The sequence below is a fragment of the Bradyrhizobium sp. 187 genome (assembly GCF_023101005.1).
In the GTDB taxonomy this organism is placed as follows: Bacteria; Pseudomonadota; Alphaproteobacteria; order Rhizobiales; family Xanthobacteraceae; genus Bradyrhizobium; species Bradyrhizobium canariense_D.
The window spans coordinates 464,110-476,405 of the sequence record NZ_CP064693.1 but is presented as its reverse complement, the minus strand read 5'-3'; the positions used below and the strand labels follow the sequence as shown (position 1 = coordinate 476,405).

At 64.5% G+C, this 12,296-nt stretch carries 13 protein-coding genes, 1 other RNA gene and 1 pseudogene; 9 read left to right on the top strand and 6 right to left on the bottom strand.

Annotation, left to right across the window (positions count from 1 at the left end; genetic code table 11):
• Positions 1-30: 30 nt before the first annotated feature.
• An RNA gene (gene ffs / locus IVB19_RS02280) (signal recognition particle sRNA small type) lies at positions 31-127 on the bottom strand.
• Between the two features lie 193 nt (positions 128-320).
• On the opposite strand from ffs, the gene IVB19_RS02275 reads away from it, so the two are divergent.
• From IVB19_RS02275 to IVB19_RS02235, 9 genes and pseudogenes are all read left to right on the top strand, one after another.
• Complete coding sequence (locus IVB19_RS02275) at positions 321-1,166, top strand: transporter substrate-binding domain-containing protein (RefSeq protein WP_204512757.1); 846 nt, start codon at positions 321-323, stop codon at positions 1,164-1,166.
• Positions 1,167-1,290: 124 nt separating this feature from the next.
• On the top strand, positions 1,291-1,953 hold the full coding sequence (locus IVB19_RS02270; RefSeq protein WP_018453014.1) for an amino acid ABC transporter permease: 663 nt from the start codon (positions 1,291-1,293) through the stop codon (positions 1,951-1,953).
• Positions 1,950-2,747 carry an amino acid ABC transporter ATP-binding protein gene (locus IVB19_RS02265; RefSeq protein WP_247820942.1) on the top strand — a complete coding sequence of 266 codons (798 nt, stop codon included), beginning with the start codon at positions 1,950-1,952 and terminating at the stop codon, positions 2,745-2,747. The genes IVB19_RS02270 and IVB19_RS02265 overlap by 4 nt, the downstream gene beginning before the upstream one ends.
• Complete coding sequence (locus tag IVB19_RS02260; protein WP_085351591.1) at positions 2,747-3,502, top strand: SDR family NAD(P)-dependent oxidoreductase; 756 nt, start codon at positions 2,747-2,749, stop codon at positions 3,500-3,502. The genes IVB19_RS02265 and IVB19_RS02260 overlap by 1 nt, the downstream gene beginning before the upstream one ends.
• Positions 3,499-4,626, top strand: coding sequence for a muconate cycloisomerase family protein (locus IVB19_RS02255; RefSeq protein ID WP_247820941.1), 1,128 nt, complete (start codon positions 3,499-3,501; stop codon positions 4,624-4,626). Before IVB19_RS02260 ends, IVB19_RS02255 begins: the two co-directional genes overlap by 4 nt.
• Positions 4,627-4,900: 274 nt before the next feature.
• Positions 4,901-5,320: an HIT domain-containing protein gene (locus IVB19_RS02250; RefSeq protein WP_018453010.1), complete on the top strand. Its 420-nt coding sequence runs from the start codon at positions 4,901-4,903 to the stop codon at positions 5,318-5,320.
• A gap of 11 nt (positions 5,321-5,331) precedes the next feature.
• Positions 5,332-6,270, top strand: a complete 939-nt coding sequence (nudC, locus tag IVB19_RS02245; RefSeq protein ID WP_085351593.1) for an NAD(+) diphosphatase — start codon at positions 5,332-5,334, stop codon at positions 6,268-6,270.
• A gap of 7 nt (positions 6,271-6,277) precedes the next feature.
• A pseudogene (locus IVB19_RS02240) lies at positions 6,278-7,230 on the top strand (sugar kinase).
• 67 nt (positions 7,231-7,297) lie between these two features.
• The gene (locus IVB19_RS02235) at positions 7,298-7,807 is read left to right on the top strand and encodes an Lrp/AsnC family transcriptional regulator (RefSeq protein WP_018453007.1); all 510 of its coding nucleotides are present in this window, start codon (positions 7,298-7,300) and stop codon (positions 7,805-7,807) included.
• A gap of 144 nt (positions 7,808-7,951) precedes the next feature.
• Here IVB19_RS02235 and IVB19_RS02230 read toward each other — a convergent pair whose 3' ends face one another.
• From IVB19_RS02230 to IVB19_RS02210, 5 genes are all read right to left on the bottom strand, one after another.
• Positions 7,952-9,451, bottom strand: coding sequence for a phosphomannomutase/phosphoglucomutase (locus IVB19_RS02230; protein WP_204512762.1), 1,500 nt, complete (start codon positions 9,449-9,451; stop codon positions 7,952-7,954).
• A 190-nt stretch (positions 9,452-9,641) separates the two neighbouring features.
• Complete coding sequence (locus tag IVB19_RS02225) at positions 9,642-10,151, bottom strand: TIGR02281 family clan AA aspartic protease (RefSeq protein ID WP_247820940.1); 510 nt, start codon at positions 10,149-10,151, stop codon at positions 9,642-9,644.
• A gap of 260 nt (positions 10,152-10,411) precedes the next feature.
• Positions 10,412-11,347: an ABC transporter substrate-binding protein gene (locus IVB19_RS02220; protein WP_018453004.1), complete on the bottom strand. Its 936-nt coding sequence runs from the start codon at positions 11,345-11,347 to the stop codon at positions 10,412-10,414.
• A 91-nt stretch (positions 11,348-11,438) separates the two neighbouring features.
• Positions 11,439-12,029 carry an SCO family protein gene (locus IVB19_RS02215; protein ID WP_204512765.1) on the bottom strand — a complete coding sequence of 197 codons (591 nt, stop codon included), beginning with the start codon at positions 12,027-12,029 and terminating at the stop codon, positions 11,439-11,441.
• 24 nt (positions 12,030-12,053) lie between these two features.
• Positions 12,054-12,248 carry a hypothetical protein gene (locus tag IVB19_RS02210; RefSeq protein WP_026232437.1) on the bottom strand — a complete coding sequence of 65 codons (195 nt, stop codon included), beginning with the start codon at positions 12,246-12,248 and terminating at the stop codon, positions 12,054-12,056.
• Positions 12,249-12,296: the final 48 nt, after the last annotated feature.

Here is a 12,296-nt window from a genome sequence, read left to right as displayed (position 1 = left end):
CCGCCGGCGCAATTCGCTCGGAAAAAACAGGTAGGAGACTGACGAGCGACCCGATCCGGACCTCGTTAGGGCTGCTTCCTTCCGGACCTGACCCGGTTGGCGAGTGGCTCGTCCACCGCCAATCTCCCGGCCCCTATTTGGGGCCAAAAGGACCGGAAAGCAAGCGGGTATCGGCTTGAACAGGCGCGGCTTCATGGTGGCTTGCCCAGCATCCGGGCAATTCCTGGTCTGCCCAGCCGATAGGCTGTGCTTTCACTGCCGGAGGCGCCTTGGTAAGAACGCTGCCGGAACTTCTTCCAACAGAAAAGCGATTGATCCCAATGGTTACACGTCGTGATGTTGCATCGATTGTCGGACTTGGCGCGATTGGCGCGGCGACGCTGGCCTCCCCTGCCGTGGCGCAGACCGCCGATACCAACGAATCGACCTTCGCCCGCATCCGCCGCACCAAGAAGATGCGGATCGGCGCGGTCGGCGGCGGCGCGCCCTATTACATGAAGGATCTTTCGACCGGCCAGTGGAAAGGCTTTTACGTCGACATCGCCAAGGCGCTCGCCGAGGACATGGAGGCCGAGCTCGAGATCACCGAGACCACCTGGGGCAATTCGGTGCTCGACCTCCAGTCCAACAAGATCGACATCTTCTTCGGCCTCAACCCGACCCCGAAGCGCGCGCTGGTGGTCGACTTCTCGGTGCCGGTCTTCAACAACGCCTTCGGCATCCTCTGCAAGAAGGACTTCAAGCCGAAGAGCTGGGCCGAGCTGAACTCGCCCGACGTCAAGATCGCGGTCGACCAGGGCTCCTCGCACGACCAGGTCGTGAGCCGCCTGACGCCGAAGGCGCAGATCTCGCGGCTGAAGACCGCCGACGACGCCACCGCCGCGCTCCAGACCGGCCGCGTCGACGCGCAGTGCCTGATCACCATGCTGTCGCTCACGGTGCTGAAGAAAAATCCCTCGCTGGGCCAGTTCGTGCTGCCGACGCCGATCTTTGCTACCACGTCGAACGCCGGCTTCCGCCGCGAGACCGACAAGACCTGGCGCGACTACGTCAACACCTGGATCGACTTCAACAAAGGCCTCGGCTTCATTCGCAACGCCATCATCACCAACATGGAGCTGGTGGGCGTGACCGAGGCGGACATTCCGCCGGGCGTTTCGCTGTAGTCTTCCACTGTCATTCCGGGGCGCCCAAAGGGCGAACCCGGAATCTCGAGATTCCGGGCTCGATGCTTCGCATCGCCCCGGACGACAATGCCGGCGGTCAAGGCGTTCGACGAGTAACACACGCATGTATCAGTGGGACTTCGGCATCCTCTGGAGCTATCGCTGGCTCTTTCTCAACGGGCTCGGCGTCACCGTAGGCTTCACCGTGGTCATCGTCGTGCTTGGCCTCGTCTTCGGCCTGTTCGGCGCGTTCGGCACCCTGTCGCGCTTTCGCGCGGTGCGCCTGCTCGCGCTCACCTTCATCGAGGCGTTCCGCTGCACGCCGATCCTGGTGCAGCTGATCTGGTTCTATTACGCGCTGCCGATCCTGGCGGGTGTCGAGATGACCCCAATCACGGCGTCCGCGCTGGCGCTGTCGCTCTATGGCGGCTCGTTCTATTCGGAGATCATCCGCGGCGGCATCATCTCGATCGACCGCGGCCAGTCCGAAGCCGGTGCCGCGCTCGGTATGACCCCGGGACAGAGCATGCGGCGCATCGTGCTGCCGCAGGCGATCAAGCGCATGATCCCGGCGCTGATGAACCAGTCGATCATCCAGTTCAAGAACACCTCGCTGGTCTCGGTGCTGGCGGTGCCTGATCTGGTCTATCAGAGCCAGGTCGCCGCCCATGACAGCTACCGTCCGCTGGAAACCTACACCGCCGTCGCGGTCGCCTATGCGGCGATCCTGATCCCCCTGACCATCATGGTCCGGCGCGGCGAGAAGCGACTGGCGGTCGGCGAATGAGCGACACCTCTTCCAAGATCGAGATCCGGACGCTGCGCAAAAGCTTTGGCAGCAACGAGGTTTTGAAGAGCATCAGCCTGGATGTCGCGAAGGGCGGCGTCGTGGCGCTGATCGGCCCGTCCGGCTCCGGCAAGTCGACGCTGCTCCGCTGCATCAACCTCCTGGTGACGCCCGACGGCGGCAGCGTTCGCGTCGGCGACACCCGCTTTTCGTTCGGCGAGGGTACGAAGCTCCCCGATGTGAAGACGCTGGCCAAATTCCGTACCACCACCGGCATGGTGTTCCAGCATTTCAATCTGTTCCCGCACATGACGACGCTGCAGAACGTGATGGAGGGACCGGTCACGGTGCGGCGCATGGCCAAGGCGGACGCCGAGAAGCTGGCGCGGGCCCAACTCGCGAAGGTGGGCCTTGCAGAGAAGGCCGACCAATATCCGGCAACGCTCTCCGGCGGACAGAAGCAGCGCGTCGCGATTGCGCGGGCGCTCGCCATGGAGCCGGACGTGATGCTGTTCGACGAGGTCACCTCCGCGCTCGATCCCGAGCTTGTCGGCGAGGTCTTGAACGTCATGCAGCAGCTGGCGTCGGAGGGCATGACCATGGTGATCGTCACCCACGAGATCGCCTTTGCCCGCGAAGTCGCCGACCGTCTGATCTTCATGCGCGACGGCGTCGTGGTCGAGGAAGGCCCGGCGCGACAGGTGATCGACAATCCGCAGGAAGGAGCGACGCGCGCGTTCCTCAGCCATTTCCACCGCACCGGCGCGCTGCCGCCGGTTACAACGGCATCGTGATGTCCGAAATCGATCGCGTCTATCTCGTCACCGGCGCCGCCAGCGGCATCGGCCGCGCCACCGCAAAACTGCTCGCGGGGCCCGGCACTGCGCTGCTGCTGCACACGCGCTCCAACGCAGCCGGCCTCGACGCCACGGCGGCGGAAGCCGAAGCGCAAGGCGCGATCGTCGCAAAATGCCTCGGCGATCTCGCCGAGGAGACCGCGGCCACCGACGCCGTCGCCGCTACGCAACGTGCCTTCGGCCGGCTCGACGGATTGATCCTGATCGGCGGCCATGCCCGGCGCGGCAGCGCCATCGGTACGCCGGCGGATCAGTTCCGCAAGGCAATGGACGAGTCGGCGCTGGCGTTCACACGGTTGGTGGACGCCGCGCTGCCGCTGCTGCGTGCAGGGCGAGATTCGCGGATCGTGGCGGTGTCGTCGTTCGTCGCTCACGCGATCCGGCCGGAGTTCGCGCCCTTTGCAGCGACGGCCGCGAGCCGCTCCGCGCTCGAAGCGCTGGTGCGGCTCACCGCAGTCGAGCTCGCCAGGGAGGGCATCACCGTCAACGCCGTCGCGCCGGGCCTGATCGTCAAGGACAAGCCCAGCGAAAGCCGGCTTACACCCGAGCAGATCGCCGCGACCGAGACGCTGATCCCGATGGGCCGCCGCGGGCGACCGGAGGAAGTCGCCGAGATCATCGCCTTCCTGGCATCCCCAAAAGCATCCTACGTCACCGGCCAGGTCTGGCACGTCAATGGAGGCCTGACATGACCGAAGCCACCATCGAACGTCTCAGGCTGTTCCTGATCGAGAGCCCGATCAAGATGGCGCGCCTCCAGGGCGTCGGCAACGTCAAGGGTACGGTGAAGCGCGTGCTGCTGGAGCTCACGTCGAGCGACGGCGTGATCGGCTGGGGCGAGGCGGCACCATGGGAAGTGTTCACGGGAACGCCGGAAGCGGCGTTCGCCGCGCTCGACATCTATTTGCGGCCAATCGTGCTCGGCAAGTCGGTGCGCCGCATCCGCGCGCTGATGGCCGAGCTCGATCGTGCGCTGGTCGGACATGCCGAAGCCAAGGTCGCGATCGAGATGGCGCTGCTCGACATCGTCGGCAAGTCGTCGGGACTTTCGGTCGCCGACCTGCTCGGCGGGCGCGTACGCGACACGATCCCGCTGTCGTTCTCGATCGCCGATCCGGATTTCGCCGCCGATCTCGAACGCATGCGGAAGATGGTTCCGGACGGCAATTTGATCTACAAGGTCAAGACCGGCGTGAAGCCGCATCGCGAGGATCTCGATCATCTCGCGTCGATCCGGAAAGAATTCGGCGACAAGGTCGATCTACGCGTCGATTACAACCAGGCGCTGGCGCCGTTCGGCGCCATCAAAATCCTGCGCGATATCGAGCAGTTTGCGCCGACCTTCATCGAGCAGCCGGTGCCGCGCAAATTTCTCGACGTGATGGCGCAGCTCACCGCGGCGCTGGAAACGCCGGTGCTCGCCGACGAAAGCTGTTTCGACCGCCGCGACATGATGGAGGTGGTGCGCCGCGAGGCGGCAGATGCCGTCTCGATCAAGCTGATGAAGGCCGGCGGCCTGTTCGAGGCGCAGGCGATCATGGCGATCGCTGACATCGCGGGCCTGCCCGGCTATGGCGGCACGCTGTGGGAGGGCGGCATCGGGCTTGCCGCCGGCACGCAGCTGATCGCCGCGACGCCGGGCATCTCGCTCGGCTGCGAATTCTACATGCCGCATCATGTGCTGACCGAGGACGTGCTGGAAGAGCGCGTCGCCAATCGCGGCGGCCACGTCGTGGTGCCGGACGGTGCCGGCCTCGGCATCCGCGTCAGCGAAGCCTCGGTCCGCGCCAATGCGCGGGTGTTGGCGGAGGGGTAAAGGCACGCCCCACCGTCGTCCTGGCGAAAGCCAGGACCCATTACCCCAAAGAGAAGTTGCGGCACGAAGTCGGTAACCCCGAATCTTCGCCAAACCCAATCCGATGGTAATGGGTCCTGGATCGGCGCTGCGCTTGTCCAGGACGACGATCGCGTATGCCGCCTCTGCGGAGCGCCATCCTTCCCCAATCAGATTCCGTATCGTATGGTCGCAGCAAATATTCAGGGGTTCCGCCCCGCCATGCCCGATCCCGTCGGGCCATCCGGAAACCTTTATGTCCGAACCCGCCTGGTCGCTGCACTCCCGCCTGAAAGAGGACACTATCGACATCGGCGATTTGCCGCTGTGCAAGGTCTTGGTCATCAAGGACGCGCATTATCCCTGGCTGCTGCTGGTGCCGCGACGCGCCGATGCAGTGGAGATCATCGACCTCGACGAGGTGCAGCAGGCGCAGTTGATGACCGAGATCTCCCGCGTCTCGCGCGCGCTGAAGGAGATCACCCAATGCGACAAGCTCAACATCGCGGCACTCGGCAACCTCGTGCCGCAGCTTCACGTCCACATCATCGCGCGCCGCACCAGTGACGCCGCCTGGCCGCGGCCGGTCTGGGGCGTGATGCAGCCCTTGGCGCACGACGCCACAGAGGTGCAGAGTTTCATCAGCGCGCTTCGCCGCAAGATCTGGTTGGGTTGAAAGAACAAGAAATGTCAGCATTTGACTCGTTTCCACTGGGACAACCCGCCTTCGTCACCAACATTCTCGACCGCGCCGCGCATCTGCGCCGCGACGACGAAAAGCTGTTCGCGATGGAGCAGAAGCCGTCGTCGCGCGCCTATGTGGTCTATCGCGACTCACTGCTGGTGAAGCGCGAAGGCGACAAAGTGCGCGCGCTGCTCGGAATCGACGAGGCGTTGAAATGCGGCGCCAATCCCGGCACGATCTTCTTAGGCTTGCGCGACGGCGCCGCGATGTTCGGAATGGGCCTGTCGCAGGCCGCGTCCGAGAAGCTGATCGGGCGCGAAGACTACGCCCTCAGCGAGCTGCGCGGCATGGCGATGCAGGGCGCGGTGCCGCCGCAGGAGCTGTCGGCGATCGCGATGGCGAAGTCGATGGTGAGCTGGCATCAGCGCCACGGCTATTGCGCCAATTGCGGCACGCGTACCGCGATGAAGGAAGGCGGCTGGAAGCGGGAGTGCCCGAGTTGCAAGGCCGAGCATTTCCCGCGCACCGACCCTGTCGTGATCATGCACGTCGCCGCCGGCGACAAATGCCTGCTCGGCCGCCAGAAGCAGTTTCCGCCGGGCATGTATTCCTGCCTCGCCGGCTTCGTCGAGGCCGCCGAAACCATCGAGGACGCGGTGCGCCGCGAGATTTTCGAAGAATCCGGGATTCGCTGCACCGAGGTGCAATATTACATGACCCAGCCCTGGCCCTATCCGTCGTCGCTGATGATCGGGTGCAGCGCGCGGGCGGTGAGCGAGGACATCGTCGTCGATCACTCCGAGTTGGAGGATGCGCGCTGGTTCACGCGCGAGGAGGCGGCCTTGATGCTGACGCGGACGCATCCTGACGGGCTCGCCGGCCCGCATCCGTTTGCGATTGCGCATCACCTGCTCGGCCGCTGGGTGCACGACAAGAGCTGAGACGGAGATGGCTGCACCAGGGATCGCGCCGCGCATCCTCTGCATCGGCATTCCCGTGCGCGACCTGACCTTTCGTGTCGAAACCGTGCCCGCGCGCGGCAGCAAGGCGAATGCCAGCCATCTCGCGGAGATTTGCGGCGGCAACGCACTCAATGCCGCGATCGCTATCGCTCGGCTTGGTGGCCGCGTCGCGTTCGCAGGTCCGATGGGCGATGCGCAGGAGACGTCGAGCGGCTTCATTCTCGACCGCATGACATCCGAAAATATCGACACAAGCCATATCGTGCGCATACCTGATGCGAGCACGCCCGTCTCTGCCATCATCATTGACGCGACGGCCGAGCGAACGCTCACGATCTATCGCGATCCGGCCCTGTGGACAGTCGAGTTGCCCGACGCCGACAAGCTGCTCGCCGATTGCCGGGCGGTTCTCGTCGAAAGCCGCTGCGCCGCGTTCGCAACTTCGCTCTGCACTGAGGCACGCCGGCGCGGCATTGCCGTCATCGTCGGCGTCGATCGCGCATGGCGTTGCAGGACAGCCTGCTCACGACCGCGTCGCATCTGCTGTTCGCCAGTGACCAGGTGCAGGAGACAGCCGGCATCCCCGATGACGGCGCGGCATTGAAGCGCCTGGCCACGCTCACGCCCGCCTTCCTCGCCGCCACCCGCGGTCCGTATGGCACGATCTGGCTGAACGAGACCGGCGCATTGGAGCAGACGCCGGCCTTCCCGGTTCAGGCCGTCGATACGCTCGGCGCCGGCGACGTCTTCCATGGCGCCTTCACGCTTCGCTTCGCCGAAGGTGGCGGCGTGCGGCAGGCGCTGCGATTCGCCGCGGCCGCCGCGGCGCTGAAATGCACCCGTCATGGTGGCGGCCTGGCCGCCCCGCAACGCGTTGAAGTTGAAGAGCTTTTGAGCATGTCGCCGGCGGCGACGTTGGAGCGGGCGCCAAGATTATAGACTTGCTATAGAAAGATTTTCTCTATATCAGGGAAAACGTCCCTTGAAATGGAACAAAGTTCTTCAAATGACCGATCTAGCCGTCCCACTCCCCGAGACCAGCCGCCGCCTCGACGCCATCGACCGCAAGATTCTGATGGTGCTGCAGGACGATGCCTCCCTCTCCGTCGCCGAGATTGGCGACCGCGTCGGCCTGTCCTCGACCCCCTGCTGGAAGCGCATCCAGCGCCTGGAGGCCGACGGCGTGATTACCAAGCGGGTGGCGCTGGTCGACCAGAACAAGATCGGGCTCGGCATCTCCGTGTTCGTGTCGGTCGAGAGCTCCGACCATTCCGACGCCTGGCTCAAGAGGTTCGCCGACGCCGTCAGCGCCATGCCTGAGGTGATGGAGTTCTATCGCATGGCCGGCGACGTCGATTACATGCTGCGCGTCGTCGTCGCGGACATGCAGGCCTATGACGTGTTCTACAAGAAACTGATCAGCGCCGTGCCGCTGAAGAACGTCACCTCGCGCTTCGCGATGGAGAAGATCAAGTCGGTCACCGCGCTGCCGATCCCGGCTGTGGTTGCGGCTTAAGGCTCACCACACGCAAACTGTCGTCGCCCGGCTTGACCGGGCGATCCAGTATTCCAGAGACGATGATGGGGTACGGATAAGCCGCGGCGTACTGGATGCCCCGGTCAAGCCGGGCATGACAGCAGGTGAGACTAGCCTCGCGCCTCAAATCTTCTGATTGTACTCGCCGACTTCGGGATGGGTGCGCAGCACGCTGTTCACCATCTCGAACATGTCGTGCATGCGCTGCTCGGAGACCGGGCTCTCGACCACGACAACGAGCTCGGGCTTGTTGGAGGAGGCCCGCACCAGGCCCCAGCTGCCGTCCTCGACCGTGACGCGGACGCCGTTGACGGTGACGAGATCGCGGATCGACTGGCCGCCGATCTTGGCGCCATTGGCCTGCAAGGCCTCGAAGTGCTTTACCACCTTGTCGATGACGCCGTATTTGGTCTCGTCGGCGCAATGCGGCGACATCGTCGGCGACGACCAGGTCTTCGGCAGCGCGTTCTTGAGATCGGCCATCGACTTGCCGGGGGCGCGGTCAAGCATATCGCAGATCGCCAGCGCCGAGACGAGACCGTCGTCATAGCCGCGTCCATAAGGCTTGTTGAAGAAGAAGTGGCCGGACTTCTCGAAGCCGGCGAGCGCACCCGTCTCATGGGTGCGGCGCTTCATGTAGGAATGGCCGGTCTTCCAATAGGTGGTTTTTGCACCCTGCTTCTGCAGCACCGGATCGGTGATGAACAGGCCGGTCGACTTCACGTCGACGATGAACTGCGCGTCCTTGTGGATCGCGGACATGTCGCGCGCCAGCATCACGCCGACCTTGTCGGCAAAGATCTCCTCGCCGGTGTTGTCGACGACGCCGCAGCGATCGCCGTCGCCATCGAAGCCGAGACCCACATCGGCCTTGTGCTGCAGCACCGCGTCGCGGATCGCGTGCAGCATCTCCATGTCTTCGGGGTTCGGATTGTATTTCGGGAAGGTGTGGTCGAGCTCGGTGTCGAGCGGGATCACCTCGCAGCCGATCGCCTCCAGCACCTGCGGCGCGAATGCGCCGGCGGTACCGTTGCCGCAGGCCGCGACGACCTTGAGCTTGCGCTTGAGCTTCGGGCGGCTGGTGAGATCGGCGATGTAGCGCGCCGGATAGTTCTCGTGGAATTGATAGGAGCCGCCGGCCTTGTTCTTGAACTCGGCGCCCAGCACGATCTCCTTCAGCCGCGTCATCTCGTCGGGACCGAAGGTCAGCGGGCGGTTGGCGCCCATCTTCACGCCGGTCCAGCCATTGTCGTTGTGTGAGGCCGTGACCATGGCGCAGCAGGGCACGTCGAGGTCGAACTGCGCGAAATAGGCCATCGGCGTCACCGCGAGCCCGATGTCGTGCACCTTGCAGCCTGCTGCCATCAGGCCGGAGATCAGCGCATATTTGATCGAGGCCGAATAGCCGCGGAAATCATGACCGGTGACGATCTCCTGGCTGACGCCGAGCTCCGCGATCAGCGCGCCCAGCCCCATGCCGAGCGCCTGGATACCCATCAGGTTGATTTCCTTCTGGAACAGCCAGCGCGCGTCGTATTCGCGAAAGCCCGTGGCCTTCACCATCGGCTCGGATTCGAAGGCATAGGTGTTGGGCAGCAACACGGATTTCGGCTTGGGGAACATTGAGACGGTCTCGTGAAAAAGAGCCAGGATTTGATGCAGCCTTAGCGAATGCCGGGCTGCAGCGGAAGGCGGGAATGGCAGCTTATGGATGATAATTGCGGCAGTTTGGTAACGGGGAAATCTGTCCGCGAGAGCGATCGAAATAGAGATTTTCTTGAAATATGTGTCGCCGTCGCCTTTGGGAGGACCTTTACTGCTCCAGCACTATCTGACCGTTGGCGTATTCGAAGCGCCTGAGGCGGGAGAGGAAGGAGAGACCGAGCAAGTTCTCGGACAGCGCCTCGTCGGGCAGCACCATGGCATCGACATCGCGCACGACGAGGCCGCCGACATCGAGCATGGCGATGCGAGTGCGCGCGGCCTTGATGGTGCCGTTGGCGGTGGAGACGGTGGCGTTGTAATCGCTGCGCGAGGGACGCAGGCCGAAGCGGGCGGCCGAGGTCTCGTTCAGCGCGACCACGGAGGCGCCGGTGTCGACCATGAAGCCGATGCGCTGGCCTTCGATCCGGCCCTCGGTTTGGAAGTGGCCGCGGCCGTCGCGGGGGATGTTGAGGCTGCGGCCGCCGGCCGGCGCGGTGGACGCGACTGCGACCGTACGCGGCACCGACGTCGCCGAGGCGGAGCTCATCCTGTCCGCCATCTGCGCCATGAAGGTGCCGAGGCCGATCATGATCGCCGCGAAGATCATTATGTTACGCATCACACCACTCGAAGCCGAAGCTCGATTTCACCACGCGGAAGGCCGCTCCGCGAGCGACGCTGCGGCCAGAGCGGTGCTATTTTGACGAAAAGGATGAGCGGACGGTTAATGCGCCGGTGTCGCGGATACGACATATCCTCATCCTGAGGTGCCCGCGAAGCGCGGGTCTCGAAGGGCCCGGCCACCAGCGGGGCCGTCATCCTTCGAGACGCTTGCTACGCAAGCTCGTCAGGATGAGGAATTGGCAACGGCGCCTGGGACTAGAACGGGCTCACCGAGAAATACCGCAGCCACAGATCGGTGTAGCGGCCCTTCTCCCAGACGCGGAACATCGCCCAGTTCAGGGCCTGGCGCAGCACGTCGTTGCCCTTGCGTACGGCGATGCCAATGCCCTCGCCGAAGAAACGGCTCTCGACGAAGGGGCCGCCGGAGAAGGCGCAGCAATCGCCGGAATCCGTGCCGTTGATCCAGAACGCGAGCGCGATGGCGTCGCCGAAGATGAAATCGACCTCGCCCTTGCGCAAGGCGCCGCGCATAGCGTCGTCGTTGGGATAAGGGTGCAACTCGGCGTCGGTGAACAGGGCCTTGAGATAGGCCTCATGCGCGGAGCCGGCGATGACGCCGACCTTCTTGCCTTCGAGATATTCGGGCCGGATCTCCGGCATCACCGCGTCCTTGCGCGAAGCAAAGCGCGCAGGCACGCGGTAATAGGGATCGGTGAAGTCGACCCGGGCGCGGAGCTGCGGACTCACCGCCATCGAGGCGATGATGGCATCGCCCCGGTTGGAGGCGAGCGCATCGACCAGCGTCTCGAAGCGCCGCATCTGCACCGTGCAAGTGACCTTGATCTCCTCGCACAGCGCGCGCGCGAAGTCGACGTTGAAGCCGGCCGGATTACCGTCGGCGCCGGTGTAGTTGAACGGCGGATAGTCGGTCTCGGTCAGGAAACGGATCACGGTCAGGCGCGACAGGTCCGGCCGCTCCGGCCGCCGCCGCGGGTCCCAGAAACCCGGCACCGCCTGCGGGGCGGCTTGCGGCGCGACCTGAGGTGAGGCTTGCGGCGCCGTTGGGGGCTGCTTGGCCGGGGCCTGCGCCTGCGCGGACGGCGCAGCAGCGAGCGCGCAGACGCCGACGATCAGCCCGGTCAGCAAGCCACGGGCGGATTTGGACGATTTCGCCTGTTGCGATGGAGCCATCGGCTGAAATGAACGATTTTCGTTGGGATCGGAGGGCCTTATAGCCCATCCGGCCGGGAACGCGAGCGCGGATTGCGGTCAATAGGGGAGCCTACAGATACCGCTTCAACTCCCCTGCGGCTTCTTCCGGCGTGCGCTTCAGGTTGAACGGCGAGACGAAGCGGCCGTCGCGATCCATCAGATAGATCAGCGCCGTGTGGTCCATGGTGTAGTCGCCGTCCTTGGTCGGGACCTTCTTGGCATAGACCCGGTAGGAGGTGATCACCTTGGCGGTCTCGGCAGGATCGCCGCTCAGCCCTTCGAGGTGCGGGTCGAAGCTCGACAGATAATCCTTCATCGCGGCCGGCGTATCGCGCTCGGGATCGACCGAGATGAAGACGGCATTGACCTTGTCGGCGTCCTTGCCCATCGCGCGCAGCACTTCCGAGATCTCGAACAGCGAGGTTGGGCAGACGTCGGGACAATGGGTGTAGCCGAAGAAGATCAGGGTCGGCTTGCCCTTGAGGTTCTTGTCGGTGACGGTCTTGCCGTTCTGGTCGGTGAGCAGGAACGGGCCGCCGATCGCGGCCGGCTGCGCCACCTTGCCGACCCCGCCCATGGCCCAGAATACGATCAGCAGCCCGAGGACGAGGCTTGCGGCGAAGGCGGTCGCGATCACCAGCGGACGGGCGGTAGGGCTCATGAGCGGAAAACTTCCTGTCGCGTGTCAGAAGCAGGCGGCAAGACCGGTCCTGATCATTTCGAAGAACACCTGGCTGCCGTAGTGGAACCAGAGCGCGAGCGCGCCGAGCACGACCAGGCCGCCGACGCCAGCACCTGCCAACAGCAGCACGACCGGCGTCCGGCCGGCAGTGGGCGAATTGTCCGATACAGGATGGGTAGGGTGCAGTGGTTGAGCCATGACAACGATCGGGGTGAAGGGTTCCCTGCCTTTCAAATAGGCGCTGGG

What these genes read in the sequence shown, in the direction of transcription:
- IVB19_RS02230 (WP_204512762.1), bottom strand. Translation starts at nt 9,451, where the DNA reads ATGTTCCCCAAGCCGAAATCCGTGTTGCTGCCCAACACCTATGCCTTC.
- IVB19_RS02275 (WP_204512757.1), top strand. Translation starts at nt 321, where the DNA reads ATGGTTACACGTCGTGATGTTGCATCGATTGTCGGACTTGGCGCGATT.
- IVB19_RS02260 (WP_085351591.1), top strand. Translation starts at nt 2,747, where the DNA reads ATGTCCGAAATCGATCGCGTCTATCTCGTCACCGGCGCCGCCAGCGGC.
- IVB19_RS02250 (WP_018453010.1), top strand. Translation starts at nt 4,901, where the DNA reads ATGTCCGAACCCGCCTGGTCGCTGCACTCCCGCCTGAAAGAGGACACT.
- IVB19_RS02270 (WP_018453014.1), top strand. Translation starts at nt 1,291, where the DNA reads ATGTATCAGTGGGACTTCGGCATCCTCTGGAGCTATCGCTGGCTCTTT.
- IVB19_RS02265 (WP_247820942.1), top strand. Translation starts at nt 1,950, where the DNA reads ATGAGCGACACCTCTTCCAAGATCGAGATCCGGACGCTGCGCAAAAGC.
- IVB19_RS02235 (WP_018453007.1), top strand. Translation starts at nt 7,298, where the DNA reads ATGACCGATCTAGCCGTCCCACTCCCCGAGACCAGCCGCCGCCTCGAC.
- IVB19_RS02215 (WP_204512765.1), bottom strand. Translation starts at nt 12,029, where the DNA reads ATGAGCCCTACCGCCCGTCCGCTGGTGATCGCGACCGCCTTCGCCGCA.
- IVB19_RS02220 (WP_018453004.1), bottom strand. Translation starts at nt 11,347, where the DNA reads ATGGCTCCATCGCAACAGGCGAAATCGTCCAAATCCGCCCGTGGCTTG.
- IVB19_RS02255 (WP_247820941.1), top strand. Translation starts at nt 3,499, where the DNA reads ATGACCGAAGCCACCATCGAACGTCTCAGGCTGTTCCTGATCGAGAGC.
- IVB19_RS02210 (WP_026232437.1), bottom strand. Translation starts at nt 12,248, where the DNA reads ATGGCTCAACCACTGCACCCTACCCATCCTGTATCGGACAATTCGCCC.
- nudC (WP_085351593.1), top strand. Translation starts at nt 5,332, where the DNA reads ATGTCAGCATTTGACTCGTTTCCACTGGGACAACCCGCCTTCGTCACC.
- IVB19_RS02225 (WP_247820940.1), bottom strand. Translation starts at nt 10,151, where the DNA reads ATGCGTAACATAATGATCTTCGCGGCGATCATGATCGGCCTCGGCACC.